18 protein-coding genes are annotated in these 22163 nt (G+C 66.7%); 5 read left to right on the top strand and 13 right to left on the bottom strand.

Translation table 11 applies throughout. The features are described from left to right. The first annotated feature begins 245 nt into the window (after positions 1–245). On the top strand, positions 246–1229 hold the full coding sequence (locus J7J50_RS06925; protein WP_215058319.1) for a LysR family transcriptional regulator: 984 nt from the start codon (positions 246–248) through the stop codon (positions 1227–1229). A 231-nt stretch (positions 1230–1460) separates the two neighbouring features. Here J7J50_RS06925 and J7J50_RS06920 read toward each other — a convergent pair whose 3' ends face one another. The 4 genes from J7J50_RS06920 to J7J50_RS06905 are packed head-to-tail and all read right to left on the bottom strand — an operon-like array spanning position 1461 to position 6044. After that, positions 1461–2213 (bottom strand): phosphoadenylyl-sulfate reductase, encoded by a 753-nt coding sequence (locus J7J50_RS06920; protein ID WP_215058318.1) that lies wholly within the window; start codon positions 2211–2213, stop codon positions 1461–1463. Next, a complete protein-coding gene (gene cysI, locus J7J50_RS06915; RefSeq protein ID WP_215058317.1) occupies positions 2210–3949 on the bottom strand; it encodes an assimilatory sulfite reductase (NADPH) hemoprotein subunit in 1740 nt (579 codons plus the stop codon). The genes J7J50_RS06920 and cysI overlap by 4 nt, the downstream gene beginning before the upstream one ends. Then, positions 3946–4194, bottom strand: coding sequence for a hypothetical protein (locus tag J7J50_RS06910; RefSeq protein ID WP_215058316.1), 249 nt, complete (start codon positions 4192–4194; stop codon positions 3946–3948). Before J7J50_RS06910 ends, cysI begins: the two co-directional genes overlap by 4 nt. Further along, positions 4194–6044 (bottom strand): assimilatory sulfite reductase (NADPH) flavoprotein subunit, encoded by a 1851-nt coding sequence (locus J7J50_RS06905; protein WP_343222447.1) that lies wholly within the window; start codon positions 6042–6044, stop codon positions 4194–4196. The genes J7J50_RS06910 and J7J50_RS06905 overlap by 1 nt, the downstream gene beginning before the upstream one ends. A 477-nt stretch (positions 6045–6521) precedes the next feature. Here J7J50_RS06905 and cysD point away from each other — a divergent pair, with 477 nt between their 5' ends. Together cysD and cysN are read left to right on the top strand one after the other, a co-directional pair. Continuing rightward, on the top strand, positions 6522–7430 hold the full coding sequence (gene cysD, locus J7J50_RS06900; RefSeq protein ID WP_251044625.1) for a sulfate adenylyltransferase subunit CysD: 909 nt from the start codon (positions 6522–6524) through the stop codon (positions 7428–7430). Next, positions 7430–9427, top strand: coding sequence for a sulfate adenylyltransferase subunit CysN (gene cysN / locus J7J50_RS06895; protein ID WP_215058314.1), 1998 nt, complete (start codon positions 7430–7432; stop codon positions 9425–9427). The genes cysD and cysN overlap by 1 nt, the downstream gene beginning before the upstream one ends. An 89-nt stretch (positions 9428–9516) precedes the next feature. Here the strand turns inward: cysN and J7J50_RS06890 are convergent, their stop codons facing one another. Together J7J50_RS06890 and J7J50_RS06885 are read right to left on the bottom strand one after the other, a co-directional pair. Continuing rightward, positions 9517–9762 carry a GlsB/YeaQ/YmgE family stress response membrane protein gene (locus tag J7J50_RS06890; protein WP_215058313.1) on the bottom strand — a complete coding sequence of 82 codons (246 nt, stop codon included), beginning with the start codon at positions 9760–9762 and terminating at the stop codon, positions 9517–9519. A 301-nt stretch (positions 9763–10063) separates the two neighbouring features. Then, positions 10064–11557: a M20 family metallopeptidase gene (locus J7J50_RS06885; protein WP_215058330.1), complete on the bottom strand. Its 1494-nt coding sequence runs from the start codon at positions 11555–11557 to the stop codon at positions 10064–10066. A 222-nt stretch (positions 11558–11779) separates the two neighbouring features. Here J7J50_RS06885 and J7J50_RS06880 point away from each other — a divergent pair, with 222 nt between their 5' ends. Next, complete coding sequence (locus tag J7J50_RS06880; protein ID WP_215058312.1) at positions 11780–12118, top strand: ComEA family DNA-binding protein; 339 nt, start codon at positions 11780–11782, stop codon at positions 12116–12118. Positions 12119–12483: 365 nt separating this feature from the next. Next, positions 12484–13104, top strand: a complete 621-nt coding sequence (locus J7J50_RS06875; RefSeq protein ID WP_215058311.1) for a HutD family protein — start codon at positions 12484–12486, stop codon at positions 13102–13104. A gap of 180 nt (positions 13105–13284) precedes the next feature. On the opposite strand, the gene J7J50_RS06870 is transcribed toward J7J50_RS06875, so the two are convergent. The 7 genes from J7J50_RS06870 to J7J50_RS06840 form a co-directional block, all read right to left on the bottom strand. After that, positions 13285–14967, bottom strand: a complete 1683-nt coding sequence (locus J7J50_RS06870; protein ID WP_215058310.1) for a sulfite reductase flavoprotein subunit alpha — start codon at positions 14965–14967, stop codon at positions 13285–13287. After that, a complete protein-coding gene (locus J7J50_RS06865; protein ID WP_251044610.1) occupies positions 14964–16004 on the bottom strand; it encodes an FAD:protein FMN transferase in 1041 nt (346 codons plus the stop codon). The genes J7J50_RS06870 and J7J50_RS06865 overlap by 4 nt, the downstream gene beginning before the upstream one ends. A 3-nt stretch (positions 16005–16007) precedes the next feature. Continuing rightward, positions 16008–16817 (bottom strand): DUF4198 domain-containing protein, encoded by an 810-nt coding sequence (locus tag J7J50_RS06860; protein WP_215058309.1) that lies wholly within the window; start codon positions 16815–16817, stop codon positions 16008–16010. 154 nt (positions 16818–16971) lie between these two features. Further along, the gene (locus J7J50_RS06855) at positions 16972–17487 is read right to left on the bottom strand and encodes a DUF2271 domain-containing protein (RefSeq protein ID WP_215058308.1); all 516 of its coding nucleotides are present in this window, start codon (positions 17485–17487) and stop codon (positions 16972–16974) included. Between the two features lie 31 nt (positions 17488–17518). After that, positions 17519–18130, bottom strand: a complete 612-nt coding sequence (locus J7J50_RS06850) for a PepSY-associated TM helix domain-containing protein (RefSeq protein WP_215058328.1) — start codon at positions 18128–18130, stop codon at positions 17519–17521. Between the two features lie 74 nt (positions 18131–18204). Further along, positions 18205–18891, bottom strand: coding sequence for a Fe2+-dependent dioxygenase (locus J7J50_RS06845; RefSeq protein WP_215058307.1), 687 nt, complete (start codon positions 18889–18891; stop codon positions 18205–18207). Positions 18892–19008: 117 nt separating this feature from the next. Further along, entirely contained in the window at positions 19009–21315 is a 2307-nt protein-coding gene (locus J7J50_RS06840) for a TonB-dependent receptor (protein WP_215058306.1), read from the bottom strand. Between the last annotated feature and the right edge of the window lie 848 nt (positions 21316–22163).

The raw sequence follows: 22163 nt of genomic DNA, 5'->3' as shown, positions 1-22163 counted from the left end.
TCACGTAATGAGCCGCAGCGTTGCGGCACGGATACTGGACAAGGCCGCCATACGCCGGCTAGCCTATAAATCCCTTTATCCGAATAGAGCGATAAATAAGTGGACACGGAGTGCCAGCGAATGTCCGGGACGCGATTCGACCGCCGCAACGACCGCAAACCCGCGGCCGCAGGGTGTTGTCGCTCGCGCCGACTCGCCGTGCCCGCTTCCGTTCCGCCCCGTCTCTTATTCTGGATCGCTTCGCCATGACCCTGACCCAGCTGCGCTATCTGGTCGCCATCGCCGATTCCGGCCTCAACATCACTCTCGCCGCCGAACGCGTTCACGCCACCCAGCCCGGTTTGTCCAAGCAGCTCAAGCAGCTGGAGGACGAGTTGGGCTTTTTGTTGTTCGTGCGCAAGGGCCGCAGCCTGGAAGCGATCGCGCCGGCCGGCGAGCGCGTGCTCGAACACGCGCGCCGCATTCTCGAAGAAGCCGGCAACATCCGCGCCTACGCCGCCAACGAACGCGGCCAGCACGCCGGGCGCCTGGTGCTGTCAACCACGCACACGCAGGCGCGCTACGTGTTGCCGCCGATCATCGCCCAGGTCAAGCGCGACTTCCCCCAGGTCAGCGTGCATCTGCAGGCGGCGGCCGACGGCGAGGTGCTGTCGCATCTGTCGCACGGCAACGCCGATCTGGCGGTGATCAGCACCGCCGGCGGGCCGCCCGAAGGCGGGCTGGCGGTGCCGCTGTTCCGTTGGCGCCGGGTGGTGCTGGTGCCGCGCGCGCATGCGCTGGCCAAGCTCGATCGCGCGCCGACGCTGGCCGAGCTGGCGGCGCAGCCCTTGATCAGTTACGAATCTTCGACGCGGCCGGAATCGTCGTTGCGCCGCGCCTTCAGCGCCGGCGGCCACGAGCCGCAACTGGCGATGACCGCGCGCGATGCGGACCTGATCAAGACCTACGTGCGCGCCGGTCTCGGCGTGGGCGTGCTGGCGGAAATGGCGGTGACCTCGCGCGATGAGGATCTCAAGGCGCTGGTCGCGCCGGACGCGTTTCCCGAGTGCATCACCTGGGCGGTGATCCCGCGTGCGCGGGTGTTGCGCGATTACGCGCTGGAGCTGCTGCACGGTCTGGCGCCGCAGATCGACCGGCGCGATCTGCGCCGGGTGCTGGAAGGCAATCTGGAACCGCAGTGGCCTAAGGCGCCTACTTGGGTTGAGTTGACGCAGCCGATCAGTTCTTGAGGTTGGTTGGACGGTAAAAGCTAAGCAAAGCGAATCCCCCCTGGCCCCCCTTTTTCAAAGGGGGGAACTCTTCGGTTGAGTTGGTGGGGCTTGGGGATTATCGCTTCGTGGTTTGGTGCACCGAACCGCGATGGCTGCCGTAGCCACGACCCCGCCTACCGAACTTCCCCCTTTGAAAAAGGGGGATCGAGGGGGATTCGCTCTTAAGCCCAGCAACGCCCCCCACAACGATCAAGCCGCCTTATCTTCCGTCACCGGCTCACTATCGAAGTGCAGCCCGCATTCGCGCTTGAGCCCGAAAAAGCGCGTGTCCTCTTCGCGCATGCCCGGTTCCAGCCGCCGCGTGGTGTGGACGTCGCCGATCGACACATAACCGTCGTGCCACAACGGGTGGTAAGGCAGATCGTGAGTCTGCAGGTACTGCCAGATATCGCGATCGGTCCAATCCGCCAGTGGATGCAGCTTCCAGCGGCCGTCCTTCAACTGCACGAAATCGATGTTGGCGCGGCTGCCCGACTGGCTGCGACGCAGGCCGGCGATCCAGGTGCGCACGCCCAGTTCGTTCAAGGCGCGCTGCATCGGCTCGACCTTGCGCAGGCGGTTATAGCGCTCGATGCCTTCCACGCCCTGTTCCCACAAACGGCCGAACCGCGCTTCCATCCAGGCCACGCCCATCTGCGGGCGATACACCTTCAGATTGAGGTCGAGGCGCTCGCCGAGTTCGTCGATGAAGCGATAGGTCTCGGGGAACAGATAACCGGTATCGACCACGATCACGGGAATCTTCGGCGCCTGCGCGGTCACCATGTGCAGCGACACCGCCGACTGCGCGCCGAAGCTCGACGACAGCGCGTGTTCGCCCGCGGTGTTTTCCAGCGCCCAGGCGACGCGCTGTTCGGCCGACTGGGTGCCCAGCCAGGCGTTGAGTTGCGCCAGCGCGCGCGGAGATTCGGCGGCGGTGACAGGGTCGGTGGGTGCGCTCATGCGTGGGCCTCGGTAACCAGAACGACCGGAATGCCGGTGGGGGTGGGATAGGGAACGGATACGACTTCGCTGCGGACCAGGTAATCGCCGAAACCTTCGTCGTCGAGGCGCTCGCTCGCGTAACCGGCGAACAAGGGATCGAGCGCGGCGAGGATCTCCGGTTCGGCGATGTTCTCGCGGTACAGCGTGTTCAAGCGCTGGCCGCGATGATCGGCGCCCAGCATCAGGTTGTAACGGCCGGGCGCCTTGCCGACCAGGGCGATCTCGCCCAGGTACGGGCGCGAGCAACCGTTGGGGCAGCCGCTGATGCGCAGGTTGATCGCGGCATCGGCAATCGCGTGGCGCGCCAGCAGTTTTTCGACTTCGCCGACGAAATCGGGCAGATAACGTTCGGCTTCGGCCATCGCCAGGCCGCAGGTCGGCAGTGCCACGCAGGCCAGGGCATTGCGGCGCACCGGGCTGGCCTGGATATAGCCGTCCAGGCCATGCCGGGCGACCAGCGCATCGACTTGCGCGCGCAGGTCCGCGGGCACGCCGGCGATCACCAGATTCTGATTCGGCGTCATGCGGAATTCGGCGCCGTTGCAGCCGCTGAGCAGTTGCGCGATTTCGCGCAGGCCGCTCAGATGAGTGACCGCCGCGCCCAGGCCGTCGAGCGCGCCGTCGACGATGCGCCCGGCCGGAATGCGCAAGGTCAGGTGCGCGCGGCCGTCGTCGCCTTCGACCCAGCCGAAGCGGTCGCCGTTATGGCGGAAGGCGAACGGTCGCGCCGGCTGGAGAGAGAATCCGGCGCGGCGTTCGACTTCCGATTTGAACCAGTCCAGGCCGCGATCGTCGATGGTGTACTTGAGGCGCGCGCGCTTGCGCACTTCGCGATTGCCGAAATCGCGCTGCGCGGTCACCACCGCTTCGCCGACCGCGATCACCCGATCCGGCGCGACGAAGCCGATCACGTCGGCCACGCGCGGATAGGTTTCGGCATCGCCGTGGGTCGCGCCCATGCCGCCGCCGACGGTGACGTTGTAGCCGAGCAGTTCGCCGTCTTCGATGATCGCGATGTAGCCCAGGTCCTGCGCGAACACATCGACATCGTTGTACGGCGGAATCGCGAATCCGATCTTGAACTTGCGCGGCAGGTAGGCCTTGCCGTAGATCGGCTCGTCCTCGCTGCCGCTGCCGGCGATGCGTTCTTCGTCCAGCCAGATTTCGTAATAGGCGCGGGTGTTGGGCAGCAGATGCTCCGACAGCGCCGCGGCCTGGGCGAACACCGCCGCGTGCGAGGCCGACAGTTGCGGATTGGCGGCGACCGCGACGTTGCGGTTGACGTCGCCGCAGGCGGCCAGGGTATCGATCAGCGTGGCGTTGATCGCCTGCATGGTCGGCTTGAGTTCTGTCTTGATCACGCCATGGAACTGGAAGGCCTGGCGGGTGGTGACGCGCAGGCCGCGCTCGGCGTAGCGGGTGGCGATGCCGTCGAGCTTGAGCCACTGCTCGGGCGAAACCACGCCGCCGGGCGTGCGGGTGCGGATCATGAAGCTGTAGGCCGGCTCCAGCAGCGCCTGGCGGCGCTCCTCGCGCACGTCGCGATCGTCCTGCTGATAGCTGCCGTGGTACTTGATCAGGGTCTGGTCGTCGTCGTTCAGCGCGCCGGTGACCGGATTGGCCAGACTTTCCAGCAAGGTGCCGCGCAGACGCGCGCTGGACTGTTTGATGTCTTCGACCGAATGCGCGCTCATGCCGATGCTCCGGCGCGCGAACGCAGCGGATGCAGCCCGAACAGAACGCGGCCCGCTCGCGACGGCGTGCTCTTGGCGACGCGCTCGATCGCGGCGGCGGAGACTCGTCCGCGTTCCATCCGGACTGCCGGGGCAACTTGCACTGCGTGGCGGTCAGTAGACATCAACGGCAACGCGGCGACCTGCGACGCGCGGCCCGATTCGATGAAATGGCGTTCGAGGAAATACAGGCGCTGCGCGTACATCAATAAACGTCCCGGGCGTAACGGCCCTGTTGCTGCAACTCGTTCAGATACTCTTCGGCGGCTTCCGCGTTCTTGCCGCCGTGCTCGGCGATGACCGCCAGCAACGCGGCGTGCACGTCGCGGGCCATGCGGGTGGCGTCGCCGCACACGTACAGGTGCGCGCCGCCCTGCAGCCAGTCGTACAGGTCGCGGCCGTGTTCGCGCAGGCGGTGCTGCACGTAGACCTTCTGCGCCTGATCGCGCGAGAAGGCGAGATCGAGCCGATGCAACTGGCCCGACTTCAGCGCCGCCTGCCATTCGGTCTGGTAGAGGAAATCGGTGCGGAAATGCGGATTGCCGAACAGCAGCCAGTTGCGGCCGCCGGCGCTGTCGGCGGCGCGGTCCTGGACGAAGCCGCGGAACGGCGCCACGCCGGTGCCCGGGCCGATCATGACGATGTCGCGGCTGGCGTCGGCGGGCAGGCGGAAGCGCTCGTTGTGTTCGATGAACACCGGCAGGCGCTCGCCTTCCTCGGCCGCGGCCAGCAGATGCGAGGCCGCGCCCCAGCGCGGGCCGTGTTCGCTTTCGTATTCCAGATGGGCGACGGTGAGGTGCGCTTCTTCGCCGACGGCCTTCTGGCTGGAGGCGATCGAATACAGCCGCGGCGTCAGCGGACGCAGCGCGGCGACCAGATCCTCGGCCGACCACTCGCCGTCGTAGCGCTGCAGCAGGTCGATCACCTGCGTGCGCGACAGCAGCTCGGCCAGCTGCGCGGCATTGTCGGGCGCGAGCAGGCGGTTGAGCTCGTCGCTGCGCGCATGCGCGGCGTGGCTGGCGATGAACGGCCGCGCCAGCTTGGTCAGTTCGCGCTTTTCGCCCAGCCATTGCCGCAGCGGCAGGTTATGGCCGCCGTGGCTGACCGAGGCGTCGCCGTCGAGTTCGAGCGTTTCCAGCACCGCCTGCACCAGCTCGGGCGGATTGCGCGGCCACAGGCCGAGCGCGTCGCCGGGCTGGTAATGCAGGCCCGAGCCCTCCAGCGACAGTTCGATATGGCGGATGTCCTTGTCGGCGCTGTACGCGCCGCGCGCACTGGTGCCGCGCGCGATCAGGCGGCGGTTGGCGATCAGCTCGGCCGCGAACGGCGCGTCGCGATGGAACGCCGGCGCCGCCGGCAGCGGACGCAGCGGCGTGACCGTGGCCAGATGCGCGGCGGCTGGCTTCAGGGTTTCCTTCGCCTGGGTCAGCGCCTGCTGCAGCCACGGCGTGGAGACGGTTTCGAAATCCAGATCGGCTTCGCCGCGCGCGAACAAACGCGTGGCGCCCAGTTCGGCCAGGCGCGTGTCGAGCTTGCTGCCGATCGCGCAGAACTGCGGATAGCTGGAATCGCCCAGGCCCAGCACGGCGTAGCTCAGGTTCTTGAGCTCGGGCGCGCGCTTGCCGGCAAGGAATTCGACCAGGCCGCGCGCGTCGTCCGGCGGATCGCCGTCGCCCTGGGTGCTGATGACGATGTAGAGCAGGCGCTCGCTCTTGAGTTCGCGGGTCGGGTAGGCGTCGGCGCGGACCAGGCGCACGCCCAGTCCGGCGGCTTCGGCCTGGCCGGCGAGCTGCTCGGCCAATCGCTTGGCGTTGCCGGTCTGGCTGCCGTAGACGATGGTCAGGCGCTCGCTGCTCCTGGCGTCCGGCAAGGCCGCCGCGACCGCGGTGGCGAGTGTGCCGGCGCCGGAGCGGGCCAGCCCGGCGGCGTAACCGGACAGCCACCACAGGCTGTTGCTGTCCAGGCCGTCGGTGAGACGGGCGAGCGAATCGAGCCGGTCCGCGGGCAGCGGAGTGGCGAGCACAGCGGGGGCGATCGTGGTGGCGGCGGCGGGCACGGCGGTCGGCGTCTGGCTTGGGAGACTGCAGGCTACGAGCCTGAAACCCCCGTCCGGAAAGGATGCTCGGTTATGCGTTCATGACCTGCGCTCATTTCTCCCGGAATCCGGGGGGATTTCTAATGGGCCGTGTCGAAGCGGTCGCTCCGGTCGGGTTTGGGCCCGGTTCCGGGATGGCCGCGGACGGGGTCTGGTGCGCTGTTCGGGGGACCGGTGGGTGGTGGAGCCGGGCTTCGGAGGGTGGCGTGGACCTTGTGTTTTGTTACTTCGGTTGGTTCGATGGGCGCGGCGGGCACTCCCCGACGACGTCCCGGGAACCGGAATCACCGCTACAGGCCGGGCGCCGCCGCGTCGCCCGGCCGATCCTGGAACGCGGCTTTGCTTACGAGTCCGCCTGAGATGAGTGCGTCACCCGATCTGAGTGTCCTGTTCGACCCCTCCGCCGCCGCGCAAGCGCCAGCCCATGGCGAAGCGCGACTGGCGCCGCACGCGCTGAGTCATCTGGACAAGCTCGAAGCCGAGAGCATCCACATCCTGCGCGAGGTCGCCGCCGAGTTCCGCAATCCGGTGATGCTGTACTCGGTCGGCAAGGACAGCTCGGTGCTGCTGCATCTGCTGCTCAAGGCCTTCTATCCGGCGCGTCCGCCGATTCCGCTGCTACACGTGGACACCGGCTGGAAGTTCGGCGAAATGATTTCCTTCCGCGACCAGCGCGCGCGCGAAACCGGCGTGGACTTGCGCGTGCACATCAATCCCGACGGTCTGGCCCAGGGCATCGGCCCGGTCAGTCACGGCGCGGCCGTGCATACCGACGTGATGAAGACCCAGGGCCTCAAGCAGGCGCTGGACTGGAACAAGTTCGACGCCGCCATCGGCGGCGCCCGCCGCGACGAAGAAAAATCGCGGGCCAAGGAGCGCATCTTCTCGTTCCGCAATCCGCAGCACCGCTGGGACCCGAAGAATCAGCGCCCGGAGCTGTGGAATCTGTACAACACCCGCATCCACAGCGGCGAAAGCGTGCGCGTGTTTCCCATCTCCAACTGGACCGAGCTGGATGTGTGGCTGTACATCTACCGCGAACGCATTCCGGTGCCGTCGCTGTATTTCGCCGCGCCGCGCCCGGTGGTGGAGCGCGAGGGCAGCCTGATCCTGGTCGATGACGAACGCCTGCCGCTGCGCGACGGCGAAACGCCGCAGACGCGCAAGGTGCGTTTCCGCACGCTGGGCTGCTATCCGCTGACCGGCGCGATCGAATCCGAAGCCGACACGCTGGAAAAAATCATCGCCGAGATGCTGACCGCCACCACCTCCGAACGCCAGGGCCGGATGATCGATCACGATCCGTCCGCCTCGATGGAGCGCAAGAAGCAGGAAGGGTATTTCTGATGAAGCCGGGACTGGACATTCGCGATTCGGAATTCGCGCAAGCGCGCGGCGTGGCGGCCGAGGGTTCGACGGACAAGGCGGAGGCGAGCGTGTTGGCGTTCGCCAATCCCGAATCGCGAATCCCCAATGCCGCCGGCGACGCCATCGCCGCCTACCTGCAACAGCACGAACGCAAGAGCCTGCTGCGCTTCATCACCTGCGGCAGCGTGGACGACGGCAAAAGCACGCTGATCGGCCGCCTGCTGCACGACACCCAGCGCCTGTTCGAAGACCAGCTGGCCGCGCTCGACGCCGACAGTCGCCGTCACGGCACCCGCAACGGCGAGGTCGATTACGCCTTGCTGGTCGATGGCCTCGCCGCCGAGCGCGAGCAGGGCATCACCATCGATGTCGCCTACCGTTATTTCGGCACCGACCAGCGCAAGTTCATCGTCGCCGACTGCCCGGGGCACGAGCAGTACACCCGCAACATGGCCACCGGCGCGTCCACCGCCGATCTGGCCGTGGTGCTGGTCGATGCGCGCAAGGGCCTGCTGACGCAGACGCGCCGCCACAGCTACATCGTCTCGCTGCTGGGCATCCGCCACGTGCTGCTGGCGGTGAATAAGATGGATCTGGTCGGCTTCGATCAGGACGTGTTCGACCGCATCGTCGGCGAATACCGCGAGCTCGCGGCCAAGCTCGGCATCGAGGACGTGCAGGCGGTGCCGCTGTCGGCGCTCAACGGCGACAATCTCACCGCCGCGTCCGCGGCCACGCCCTGGTACACCGGACCGAGCGTGCTCGAACACCTGGAAACGGTCGATGTCTCGCGCCGCGCGGCCGAGATCGGCCTGCGCCTGCCGGTGCAATGGGTCAATCGCCCGCACCAGGATTTCCGCGGCTTCGCCGGCACCATCACCGCCGGCTCCGTGCGGCCGGGCGACGACATCGTCGCGTTGCCGTCGGGGCGCCGCTCGCGCGTGCAGCGCATCGTCACCGCCGACGGCGATCTGGCCCAGGCCTTCGCCGGGCAGGCGGTCACGCTGACGCTCGCGGACGAACTCGATATCAGCCGCGGCGACGTGATCGCCAGCGCGGCGCAACCGGCGCAGGTGGCCGATCAGTTCGCCGCGCATCTGCTGTGGATGGACGCCAAGCCCTTGCTGCCGAGCCGTTCGTACTGGCTGAAGATCGGCGCCCGCACCGTCGCGGTCAGCATCACCGAGATCAAGCACAAGATCGACGTCAACACCCAGGCGCAGCTGGCGGCGCGGCAGTTGGAACTCAACGAAGTCGCGTACTGCAATCTCAGCCTGGATCAGCCGATCGCGTTCGAGGCTTATCGCGACAATCGCGATCTCGGCGGTTTCGTGTTGATCGACCGCCAGACCAACGCCACCGTCGCCGCCGGCACGCTCGATTTCGCCCTGCGCCGCGCGGAGAACATCCACTGGCAGCCGGTCGATGTCGACAAGGCCGCGCGCTCGCGCAGCAAGCAACAGACGCCGCGCTGCGTGTGGTTCACCGGTCTGTCGGGTTCGGGCAAATCGACCATCGCCAACCTGGTGGACAAGCAGTTGCACGCGCTGGGCCACCACACCTTCATTCTCGACGGCGACAACGTGCGCCACGGGCTCAACAAGGACTTGGGCTTTACCGACGCCGACCGGGTCGAGAACATCCGCCGCGTCGCCGAAGTCGCCAAGTTGATGACCGACGCCGGCCTGATCGTGCTGGTCAGCTTCATTTCGCCGTTCCGCGCCGAGCGCCGGCTGGCGCGCGAGTTGTTCGGCGACGGCGAGTTCGTGGAAGTGTTCGTCGACACGCCGCTGGGCGAGGCCGAGCGGCGCGACGTCAAGGGCCTGTACGCGAAAGCGCGCGCCGGCAAGATCCCGAACTTCACTGGCATCGATTCGCCGTACGAGGCGCCCGAGTCGCCGGAACTGCGGCTCGACACCCTGGAAGAAGACGCGCAGGCGCTGGCGCAGCGGGTGGTGGATTACCTGCGGGATTGACCGCTTCGCCCGGTATCGGCCGAGCGCGCAAACGAAAAACGCCCCGGCCTAAACCGGGGCGTTCTGGTTCGTAGCGCTGTGATCTGGCTTCAGCCCTTCGCGGTCTTGCTGCGAATCATCTCGTACAGGAACAACAGCACGACCGCGCACACCACCGAGATGATGATGCCGATGAAGCCGCCGCCGGCGTAGAACAGGCTGCCGACATAGGCGCCGGCGATGCCGAGCAGGATAGTCAGGATCCAGCCCATCGGGTCCGCGCCGGGCTTGAAGAAGCGCGCGAGGATGCCGATGACTGCGCCGATGATGATCGTGGAAATAATGCCGCCGAACATGGCTTGCCTCCTCGGGAGGATAGATGGGGATGCGGCAGGATCATGTGACCGGCGCCGTCGCTGCCGTGTGAGGGCGGCGGTTCGGGTTGTCCAGCGGTTAAGCCAGTGCGCCGCGGCGCGAAAACGGCTTCGAAGTCGTTCGCATGCCGATGGCGGCATATCGGTTCTGGCGGCCGCGCGCGCGGCGTGCGCCGGATCGCGCCCGGGCCATCCGCAAGCCTGAGCGCGCAACGGCATCGCGAAATAAAAAAGGCGGACCCGACGACGGGCCCGCCTTTTTGTCGCCGCGAAGATCGGCGGCTCAGCAGCAGCCGTGATCGCCGTGACGATCGCCGCTGTCGGCCGCGACGGCGACGCCGGTGGTCTCGCCGCGCTGGCTGGCTTCATGATGCTCGGCCACCACGCGCGCCACGCACGCGGTCACGCGCTTGCCCATCGGGATGTGCAGGAACTCGTTCGGGCCGTGCGCGTTGGAATGCGGACCCAGCACGCCGGTGATCATGAACTGCGCGCCGGGGAATTTCTCGCCGAGCATGCCCATGAACGGAATCGAGCCGCCTTCGCCCATGTACATCGCCGGCTGGCCGAAGAAATCGCGGCTGGAGGTGTCGATGGCTTTCGACAACCACGACGACATCGCCGGCGCGTTCCAACCGCTGGAGGACTTCTCCAGTTCCAGCGTGACCTGCGCGCCGTTGGGCGGATCGCGCAGCAGCACTTCCTTGAGCAGTTCGCCGGCGCGCTTGCCGTCCAGGGTCGGCGGCAGGCGCAGCGACAGCTTCACCGAGGTGTGCGGACGCAGCACGTTGCCGGCCGAAGCCAGCGACGGCATGCCGTCCACGCCGGTGACCGACAGCGCCGGACGCCAGGTGCGGTTGAGCACCAGTTCCGACAGATCCTCGGCCATCGGCTTCATGCCGGGCAGGAACGGAAACTTGTCGTAGATCGCCGTGCCCAGCACCTTGGCGGCCTGGCGCGCCTGCTCCAGGCGTTCTTCCGGCACGTCCACGTACAGGCCTTCGATCAGGATCTTGCCGCTGGATTCGTCCTCAAGGCGCGAGAGCAGCTGGCGCAGCAGGCGGAAACTCGACGGCACGATGCCGGACGCGTCGCCCGAATGCACGCCTTCGCTGAGTACCTTCACCGTGAAATTGCCGCCGGCCAGGCCGCGCAGCGAGGTCGTGCACCACAGTTGCTCGTAATTGCCGCAGCCCGAATCCAGGCACACCACCAGCGAGGGCTGGCCGATCCGGTCGGCGAGGTGATCGACATAGGCCGGCAGGTCGTAGCTGCCCGATTCCTCGCAGGCCTCGATCAGGATCACGCAGCGCGAGTGCGGGATCTGCTGCTCCTGCAGGGCCAGGATCGCGGCCAGCGAGCCGAAGATCGCGTAGCCGTCGTCGGCGCCGCCGCGGCCGTAGAGCTTGTCGCCCTTGATCACCGGCTTCCACGGGCCCAGGTCGTCGTCCCAGCCGGTCATCTCCGGCTGCTTGTCCAGGTGGCCGTAGAGCAGCACGCAATCTTCGTCGCTGCCGCCGTGGGCGGCCGGAATGTCGAGGAAGATCAACGGCGTGCGGCCTTCCAGGCGCACCACCTCGACCTGCATGCCGGGGATCGACTGGGACTTGGCCCAGGACTCCATCAGCTTGACCGCATCGTCCATGTAGCCGTGCTGGACCCAGTCGGCGTCGAACATCGGCGACTTGTTGGGAATGCGGATGTATTCGACCAATTGCGGGACGATTTCGTCGTCCCACTTGCCGCTTACGTAACGATCGACCTTGCTGGCGTCCATCATCGGGGCCTTCGAAGCTGGGAAAGACGCCAGTTTACCCCTCCGGGACCGTGTAGGACTTTTCCTACCCTGCGCTGCGGCTACGCCCGACTTCGCGCAGGCCTGCCTGGCGATAACCTGTGCCCGTCGAGACATGGAGACTGTCTCCACCGGCGGACACAAGGACTCAGGGATGTACGTCCGCCGGATCGGAAAGGAATCCAATCTCAGGAGCTTAAAGTCATGAAATCGTTTGCCCTCATCGCCAAGTCGTTGGTTCTGTCGTTGCTGCTGGCTGGCAGCGCCTACGCCTCGGAGCAGGTCAATATCAACAGCGCCGACGCTGCCACGCTGGATCGCGTGCTGCTTAACGTCGGAGCGTCCAAGGCCGAAGCCATCGTCGCCTACCGCAAGGCCAACGGAGCCTTCCGCAGCGTCGAACAGCTGGCCTTGGTCAAGGGAATCGGTCTGAAGACGGTCGAAAAGAACCGGGACCGAATCGTGGTGGGTGGCGCGCCGCAAAGCCGGCCGACCAACACCGCCGGCGCGATCGCAGCACCGCGCGCCGCCAGCAAGCGCTGAAACAACCTGCCGGCACCGTACGGATGCGGAGTCGGTAGTTAATCGGGCAAGGACGCCCGAAGGATTCGGGGGGAGGTCCCTGGACACGGAAGTACGTCGCCCCGCCGCGGAAGGATCCGCGGTGGGGCACATCCTTTTTGGGATTCGGGATTCGGGATTCGGGATTCGGAATTCGGGAGCCGGGAATCGGGAATCGGGAATCGGGAATCGACGCCCCCGGCGGCCGAAGCCGCAATCCCCATTCCCCCCGGAACAACCCCCGAAGTTTCCCCCCTTTGAAAAAGGGGGGCAGGGGGGATTCGCTCTTGCTCCCCAGACCCCATCCAGCCCCTAGACTGCGCGTTAGCCCGCAGCCTCCCACCGCCATGTCCGACAGCCTGTCCTGGTCCATCCCCGCCAACGAGTACCGCCGCGAACGCTGGCGCAATCAGTTCGGTTGGACCCGCGAGATCGTGCGCATGAGCCGCCAGGCCGGCGGCGTCGATCGCCCGGTCGAAGGCGAGGACTGGGACTGGCGCCTGTCGATCGCGGAAATCGAACGCGACGCGCCGTTTTCGGCGTTCCCGGGCATCGATCGCGAACTGGTGCTGCTCAGCGGCAACGGCCTGCGCCTGCGCTTCAACGACGGCGAAGCCCACGAACTGCTGCCGCCGCACGACAAGCTGCGCTTTCCCGGCGAGCGCGAGGTACTCGGCGAACTGCTCGACGGCCCGACCCACGACTTCAACCTGATGTGGCGCCGCGACCGCGTCCGCGCCGAACTGTGGCACCGGCCGCTGGTGGGGCCGATGGTGATCTTCGCCGAACCGCACCAGAGTTGGGCCGTGCACCTGCTCGCCGGCCAGGCGCGATTTACCGACGACTCGAGTCTGCCGCCGCTGCAGGCCGGCGACACCGCGATCCTCGCCGCCGGCAGCGAACGGCTACGGCATGTGCTTGAAGGCGGCGGCGAAGTGCTGCTGGTGCGCGTGGCCGCTGTGGAGTGAGTTAGCCAGGCGCTGGGATTGCGCTGTATTTCGAATGCTGCGAGATCGTCATGCACTGATCGGAAAGCATCGGGGCTGAAGCCCCTCCCACAAAAGACCTCGTTGGCTCGAAGCCTATTGTGGGAGGGGCTTCAGCCCCGATGCTTTCCGATCCGCTCGCCGCGACCCCGCAACCCAACCTCAGTAAACATCGCGCCGATAACGGCCCTCAGCCGCCATCGTCTCCAAGGCCTCCACGCCCACGGCCTCCACCAGCGCCGCCTCCACCCCCGGCGCCATGCCTTCCAGACTGCCGCAGACATACACCGACGCGCCCGCGCCGATCCACGCGCGCACCTCATCGACCTGCTCGCGCAGCAGCTGTTGAACATAGACCCGCGATCGCCCGTCGCGCGAGAACGCATAATCGGCGCGCTCGATCAACCCCTGCGCCAGCCAGGCTTCGAGTTCATCGCGATAGTGCAGATCGCAGGCCGCGTTGCGTTCGCCGAACAGCAGCCAGTTGCGATGATGGCCCGCGGCGATGCGCGTCTTGAGCAAAGCGCGCAAGCCGGCCAGACCGGTGCCGTTGCCGATCAGGATCATCGGCCGCGCATCGCCCGGCGCGTGGAAGGAGGCATTGCTGCGGATGCGAAGGTCGATCGACGAATCCAGCGGCGCGTACTCGCTCAGCCAGCCGCTGCCCACGCCCAGGCGGCCGTCGTCGCGGCGCATCTGCCGGACCAAGAGCCGCAGTGAACCTTCGGCGGCGATCGAGGCGATCGAATATTCGCGATGCGGCAACGGCGCCAGCGTGTCGGCGATCGCCTGCGCGCTTTGCCCGCGCAGCGCGACCGGATCGGGCAGGTGCGAACGCGCCAGCAGCTGTGCCAGGGAGAGATCGGCGTCGTCGCGGCGCACCCGCGTCGAGCCGTCCATCGCCGCGTCCGTCAGCCACGAAGAAACTTCGCCGGCGCCATTGCGCGGCCCGATCTCGGCGATATCGCCCGCGTCCCACTGCAACAGCGCGGCATCGGCCGGCACCAGTTCGATATGGAACGCCGGCGCGCCGGCGCTGCCCGGATTGGACACGCGCCGCTCGCGCAAACGCCACGGCGTGTACGCGGGCGCGCTCCAGTCGGGCAGGTCGGTGCGCCCGGCGAGCAGGCCCAGGTGATGTTGCCAATGGCGCAGCGCGCCGGCTTCGCCGTTATCGACTTCGACCAGATCGAACAGCGGCTGCGCGCCGGCATGACGCAGCCAATGATCGAGGCGATGGCCGAACGCGCAATACTCGCTGTAGTCGCGATCGCCCAGCGCGAGCACGCCGTAGCCCAGTCCGGCCAGCGTCGCGCTGCCGCCCATCGCCCGCCGCACGAAGGCCGCGGCGCTGTCGGGCGCATCGCCTTCGCCGGTGGTGCTGACCACGAACAGCACGCGCGAGTAGCGGCCGAGCTGGCGTGTATCGAGGCTGCCGAGCACGGCCAGATCGGCGCGCAATCCGGCATCGCGCAGCGCCTCATGGCTGCGCCGCGCCAGTTGTTCCGCGAAACCGGTCTGGCTGGCGAACGCGACCAGCCAATCGCCGCGCTGGTCCTGCGTTATCTGCGGCAAGGCCTGCGTGCGAACGCTGCGCGCGCGCGACACCGCCACGTTGATCGCGAAGCCGGCGTAAGCGGCGATCAGCGCGGCCGCGGCCCACAGGCGTCCGCGCCCGGGCGCGACCCAGTTCCAGGGCTCGGCCTGCCACTGCGACAAGGCGATCGCCAACGCCGCCAGCGCGGCCAGAATCACGGCATGGCCGATCGACGACAGATCGAAACCACGTGCCCGGGATGCGGGCGTCTTCGGTGCAGGCGGTTCGGAAGCAGACGGCGAATTCATACGGCGCGCTGACAGGCGACGAAGCCCGGCGTGGTGCGGGTGACGAAGCCGTCGCCTTCGCGCAATACGAACAGCGCGGCGAGGTTGCGACGGTTGGCGTGGGCGATGCCGGCATGCGCGCCGAGCACGGTCAGCGCGGTCGCCAGGGCATCGGCCTGCATGCAGTGCCGGTGCAACACCGTCACCGAAGCGACGGCGTTGTCGATCGGCGCGCCGCTGCGCGGATCGAGAGTATGCGAATAGCGGCGTTCGCCGGCGTCGAAATAGCGGCGGTAGTCGCCCGAGGTCGCGATCGCCAAACCGTCGAGCGCGATCACCGCCGCGGCTTCGGCGCCGCCGCCGCCGGGTTGCTCGACCGCGACGCGCCACTGCGAGCCGTCGGGTTTGCGTCCGTGCGCGCGCAGCTCGCCGCCGACTTCGATCAGGCAATCGCCGACGTCCTGCGCCAGCAGCCAATCGGCGACGCGATCGACGCCGTAGCCCTTCGCGATCGAAGACAAGTCGAGATACGCGCCGCCGGGTTGCGGCAAAATCCGCTGCGCGGCGTCGAAGCGCAGGCGCCGCCAACCGACCCGTTCGCGCGCCTGCGCGAGCGTTTGCGTCGCCGGCGCATGCGCGCGGGCGCCGGCCGGGCCGAAGCCCCACAGATCGGTCAACGGGCCGATGCTCGGATCGTAGGCGCCGTCGGTATCGGCCGCGAGCGCGAGCGCCGCGGCCAGCACCTGCGCGAATTCGGCCGGCAACGGATGCACGCTGCCGGCGGGCGCGCGGTTATACCGGCTGATGTCGGAGTCGGCCTGCCAGGTGCTCATCTGCGCGACGACTTCATCCAGGCGCGCCTGGATGCCGCGTTCGAGCCGTTGCAATTGCGAAGCGGCGGCGACCAGCTTGACCGACCAGCTCGTACCCATCGTCAGGCCGCGCAGCGTGTGCAAGCCCGGCGCGGCCGCGGCGACGCTGTTCGGCCGCGACCAGACCGCGGGCGCGCTCGGCGCGCCCGTCCACGACCCCATCGCTGGCGGCACGCGCTGGGTCATCGATTACTGCGGCAGCACTTCGACCACGGCGACGTAGCTCAGGCGGCGCTGCTTCGCGTCCGGCAGGCTGGTCTTGTTGTCTTCGCTGGTGGTTTCCAGCCAGTACATGCCGGCTTGCGGCCACTTCACTTCGAACTTGCCGTCGGCGCCGGTGGTGGCGTGGATTTCGCTCTGCTGATCGCGGTAGCGGGTCGCGCCCGGCACGATTTCGATCTTCAGGCCCGAAGCCGGCTTGCCGTCGAGCAGCAACTGGAAGGTCGCCGCTTCACCGGCGAACAAATCGTTGGGATGGGTCACCGGAACCAGCTCGATGCCCTTGCCGCTGGTCTTGAACACGCCGGTGCTGGGCTTGCCGACCGTGGCGAAGGTTTCCACCCGGCCCAGGCTTTCCGAGGCGCTGATTTCGGTCGCGCCGGCCGGAATCGCGGTCTTGAACTCGCTGGCCTTGCCGCGCCAGCGCTTGGCTTCGCCGCCGAGCTTGTAGCTGGCGAACATGCCTTCGTTGTTCATCGCGATCTTGTAGGTGCCTTCCTGCTGCAGTTGCAGGTCGAAAACGGTGCGCAGCTTGCCGGTGGCGCCGTTCTGCGGCTCGAGTTTGCTGCCGTCGGGCGCGGTGACTTGCAGGCGTTCCAGCGGCAACGGCACGTGATTGAAATAGAACAGGTCGTTGGACACGGCCGCATCGACCGTCATCCACGAGTCCTTGTCGGAGAACACGGTCTGCGAGGGCTGCAGCCAGGCCTTGTGCGCTTGCGCGGTGCCGGCGAGAGCGAATGCGGCGATTGTCGCGGCGACCAGTAGTTTGAGGTTCATGGCGTTTGGGTCCGGGAATGGGGAATAGGGAATGGGGAATCGGGAATCGGGAATCGGGAATCGTCAGAGCAAGGGCATGTGGGCATCGATAAATGGATGAGATCGAAAGCATCGCTTTTGCGATTCCCGATTCCCCATTCCCGATTCCCGGCCCTCAAGGCTTCACCACCACCTTGATCTTCCCCAGCTCGGTCTTGCCCTGAGCGGAAAGGTTCTGCGCCTTGCCGGGCCACTCGAACGGAATCGTCAGCATCTCGCGGCCGCCGACTTCGCGCGCGGCTTCCACCACCAAGGTGTAGTTGCCCGGGGCCAGGCTGCTGAGCGGCTTGCTGTTGCCCTTGAACGACAGGGCGTGCGCGCCGACCGGACGGGTCGCGCCGCTGACGCCATCGACCGGCATGCTCAAGCTGCGGCCGCTGCGACGCCACCACTGGCGCATGTCCTTGAGCCACTTGGTGCCTTCACCGTTCTTCTTGTCCAGGTCGTACCAGACCGCGAGATCGCCGGCGACGGTGTTGTCGGATTTTTCGATCCACGCGGCGACATAGGGGCGGTGGTACTCGGCGGCGTTGATCCGCGGAATTTCGATATTGAGTTCCAGATCGGCCGCGAACGCGGGCAGCGGCAGCGCCAGCGCGGGGATCAGAACCTTGAACGACGACAATTTCATGGATCGCTCCTGAAGGGCTAAAGACGTTTGTTCAATGCATGAAGACGATGACGACCAGCAGCGGCACCGCCAGGCCCAGCGCGACCAGCGGCCAGGTCTTGCCGCGCTGGCGCGCGTGCAGTTGCAGCAGCCACAGGCCGGTGAAGGCGAACAGCAGGCAGGCGATCGCGAACAGATCGATGAACCAGCGCCACGCCGCGCCGGTGTTGCGGCCCTTGTGCAGATCGTTGAGCCAGGCGATCCAGCCGCGGTCGGTGCGTTCGTACTCGATCGCGCCGCTCTCGCGGTCGATGCTGATCCAGGCGTCGCCGCCCGGACGCGGCAGCGAAACGTAGACGTCGCTGTCGGACCATTCGCCCTTGCGACCGGCGGCGCGCACATCCAACGCATCATTGAGCCAGTCGTTGACAGCGCCCGGCAGCGGCGCGTCGGCGGGGTGTTCGCCCTTGAGGCCGCGCAACAGGCTGGCGGGCAGGGTTTCCTTGAGGTTGACCACGCGCGGCTCGGATTCGATCTGCGCGGCGTGATTCAAGGTGATGCCGGTGATCGAGAACAGCAGCAGCGCGATCAGGCTGACCGCGGCGCTGATCCAATGCCAGCGGTGCAGGGTCTTGAGCCAAAAGGAACGACGATTAGCATCGATCGTCCCCGAAGCCGCCTTGACCGGTCCAGCTTTAACCGAGCCGGCGTCGATCGCGCGATCGTCGCTGGCCGCGTTCACGGCTGGCTCCAGCGCCGCAGCAGGTTGTGATAGACGCCGGTGAGCTGCACCAGCGACGGATGATCGGGCACGTCGGCGGTCAGGCGGCGGATCGACACGTCCAGCTCGAACATCAGCCGGCGCTGCGCGTCTTCGCTGACCAGACTTTGGACCCAGAAGAACGACGCGACGCGCGCGCCGCGGGTGACCGGCGTGACCCGGTGCAGGCTGGTGCCCGGATACAGGACCAGATCGCCGGCGGCGAGCTTGACGCTGTGGGTGCCGTAGGTGTCTTCGATGATCAGTTCGCCGCCGTCGTATTCCTCCGGCGCGCTGAGGAACAAGGTCGCCGACAGGTCGGTGCGCACCGCGTCCATGCCGCCGCGGCTGCGGTCGTAGCGGATCGCGTTGTCGACGTGGAAGCCGAACGACTGGCCGCCGGTGTAGCGGTTGAACAACGGCGGATACACGCGCTGCGGCAACGCCGCGGAGAAGAAGGTCGGATTCTTCGACAGTGCGTCGAGAATCAGCGGGCCCAGCTCGCGCGCGACCGGATCGTTCTCCGGCAGTTGCGCGTTGTCCTTGGCCTTGGCCGATTGATGGCCGGCGGTGATGCGTCCATCGGCCCAGCCGGCCTGATCCAGACGCGCCCGGCAATGGGCGAGCTGTTCGGCGGTGAGTACCTTGGGGACGTGCAGCAGCATGGGTTTCCTCGATGCGGCCGCCCGGGACGGACCCGGGCGGCGCGCGCGGACTATGGAAGTCCGATTAGAACGTGAAGTCGGCGCGGCGTGCCAGTTGCCCGTCGCGCCCGGCGCGGCTTAGAACGCGAAATTGGCGCTCAGCACCACCTGGCGGCCGTCGCCCGGCGTCGCCCAACCGTTGTTGCGGATACGGGTGAAGTAATCCTCGTCGGTCAGGTTGTTGACGTTGAGCTGCAGCTGCGCCGAGCGGTTGATCTTGTAGGCGACCATCGCGCGGTGGGTCCAGTAGCTGCCGTAAGTGGTCAGCGGGCCGTTGACGTTGGTCGCGCTGTGCTGGGTCAGCCAGATCTTGCCCTGGTAGGTCGCGCCGTAGCCGATCTGCCACTTCGGGCTGAGGTCGTAGGTGGTCCACAGGCTGAAGGAGTGCTCCGGCACCGAGGTCAGGCGATCGCCCTTGGTGTAGTCCAGGCCCAGGCCGGCCTGACGATCGGACGCGCCCTGCAGCACTTCGCTGTCGAGGAAGGCGTAGTTGGCGTAGACCGCCCACTGGTCGGTGATCAGGCCGGACAGGCCGAGCATCACGCCGTCCACGCGCGCCTGGCCGTCGAGCTGCTGCAGGCCGGACAGGTTGGCCGGGTTGTCGAGGTCGGCGACCTTGTAGTTCTTGCGATCGTTGCGGAACACCGAACCGGTCAGCGCCAGGCGGCCGTCGAGGAAGTCCCACTTGGTGCCGATTTCGTAGTTGACCGCGGTTTCCGGATCGACCGAGCAGGTCTGCGCGGTGCACGAACCGTTGACCGACGCCTTCGACGGCGTCTTGGAGTTGCCGTAGGCGATGTAGATGCTGCCGTTCTCGACCGGCTTGAACACCAGGCCGGCGCGGTAGGAGAACAGGTCGTCGTTGCTCTTGAACGGTACGCCGTAACCGGTGACGGTGCCGATCGGCTGCGGCGGCAGCGCGCCGCCGACGGTGGTCGGAGCGAGCGCGACGACGGCGTTGCTGGTCTTGCCTTCGTTGCGCTCGTAGCGCGCGCCCAGGCTCAACTGCCATTGCTCGTTGAACTTCAGCGTGTCGAACACGTACAGCGCGCGGTTGTCCAGTTCGCCCTCGGTGCGGCCGGTGAGGGTGCGGTTGAGCGGGCCGCGATAGATATGGTCCGGATTGGCGATGTTCATCTGCGGCAGCCCGTTGATGTACGGGTTGGTGCCGTTGGGATTGCGGAAATCGCTGGTGACGTCGAGGTCGAACTTCTCGTGCAGGATCGAGAAGCCCGCGACCAGATTGTGTTCGATCGCACCGGTGTTGAAGGTGGTGGTCAGATCGGTCTGGTTGTAGATCGTGGTGTTGCGCGTGTCGCGGCCGTAACCGCGCGGGCCGCTCGGGCTATAGTTGCCCGGGCGGGTGGCGCCGCAGGACGCGCCGGTCGGGGTGAGGTTGTTGGCCAGGCACCAGGTGCCTTGCACGGCATCGACCAGCGAGAATTGATCGACCTGCTGCCAGCGGGTCAGGTTGCGGACCTTGAAGCCATCGTTGAAGGAATGCTCGATGATCGAGGTCAGCGAGTTCAGATCGATGTCCTGCTTGTCGATATTGCTGTAGCCGTAGTAGTTGCCGCGATCCACGCCCGGCAGGCCGTCGCCGTTGAAGAACGGCAGGCCGTACTGCGGGGTGTTGTCGTCTTCCTGGTGCAGATAGTTCAAGGTCCAGGTGGTGTCGCCGCCCAGGCCGAAGGCCAGCGACGCGGCCACGCCCCAGCGCTCATTGCTTTCGACGTCGCGGCCCGGCACGTCGTTCTGGTGCGCCATCGTGTTCAGGCGCAGCGCGGTGCTTTCGCCGAGCACGAAGTTGCTGTCGGTGGTCATGCGCGCGTAGCTGTCGGTGCCGGCGGCGATGGAGGCCTTGTGGAACTCGTTGAGTCCGGCGCTCTTGCTGACCAGATTGATGGTGCCGCCGACCGAGCCGGCGCCGGAGTACACCGAGTTCGCGCCGTTGATGACTTCCACCGCTTCCAGGTTGAACGGATCGGTGCGGCTGTACAGACCGCTGTCGCGCACGCCGTCGACAGTGATGTCGCTGTCGGCGTTGAAGCCGCGCAGGTTGATCTTGTCGCCGAAGCCGCCGCCGCCTTCGCCGGCGCCGAAGGTGATACCGGGCAGGGTGCTGAGGATGTCGGTCAGCGACAGCAGGTTCTGGCCGTCGATGGTGTTGCGGTCGATCACGGTGATCGTCTGCGGCGTGTCGCGCAGGTTCGCGGTGTACTTGCCGCTGCTGGCTTTCTGCACGCGATGGCCATGCACGGCGACGCCTTCGACGTCCTTGGCCTGGGGCTCGGGCGCGGGCGCGGGCGCGGCGAACACGGGCAGGCTGATGGCTAGAGCGAGCGCGCCGGCAAGCGGCGACACGACGAACTTCGTGGTCGGCATGAGAATCTCTGGAAGTACGGGGAATGGGCGACCGCAAGGCGGGGTCAGGCCGCGATCTTAATGAGATGAATTCTCATTTGCAACGAAAAGTAAACGCAGAGGCCCGGCTGTAACCGTTTTCGTCGCATAAGTGTGCGTAAACGGGCCGCTGAGTGGGCGGGCGGTCGCGTTTTGGGATTCGAGAGGGAAGCTGCGGCGAGGAAGTAAATCAGGCGCCGCTGAGCGCCGTCGCGAGGTCTTTTGTAGGAGGGGCTTCAGCCCCGATGCTCTTTTCTCCGATAGCCGCGAATCTGAGAGCGGCTTTTCAACGGATTGAGGCGATGCCAGCGACCTGAGAGGAAAGCATCGGGGCTGAAGCCCCTCCCACAAAAGATCCGGAAACAGTCAATCAGGCGCCGCTGACCGCGGTCGCGAGGTCTTTTGTAGGAGGGGCTTCAGCCCCGATGCTCTTTTCTCAGATAGCCGCGAATCTGTGAGCGGCTTTTCGACATATTGAGGCGATGCCAGCGACCTGAGAGGAAAGCATCGGGGCTGAAGCCCCTCCCACAAAAGATCCGGAAACGGTCAATCAGGCGTCATTGAGTGCGGTCGCGAGGTCTTTTGTAGGAGGGGCTTCAGCCCGATGCTCTTTTCTCCGATAGCCGCGAATCTGAGAGCTGCTTTTCAACGGATTGAGGCGATGCCAGCGACCTGAGAGGAAAGCATCGGGGCTGAAGCCCCTCCCACAAAAGATCCGGAAACAGCCAATCAGGCGCCGCTGACCGCGGTCGCGAGGTCTTTTGTAGGAGGGGCTTCAGCCCCGATGCTCTTTTCTCGGATAGCCGCGAATCTGAGAGCGGCTTTTCGAC

The sequence above is a fragment of the Lysobacter sp. ISL-50 genome (assembly GCF_018612875.1).
GTDB lineage: Bacteria > Pseudomonadota > Gammaproteobacteria > Xanthomonadales > Xanthomonadaceae > Lysobacter.
Note: the sequence above shows the minus strand (reverse complement) of the source record. Positions and strands in the feature narration are given on the sequence as shown.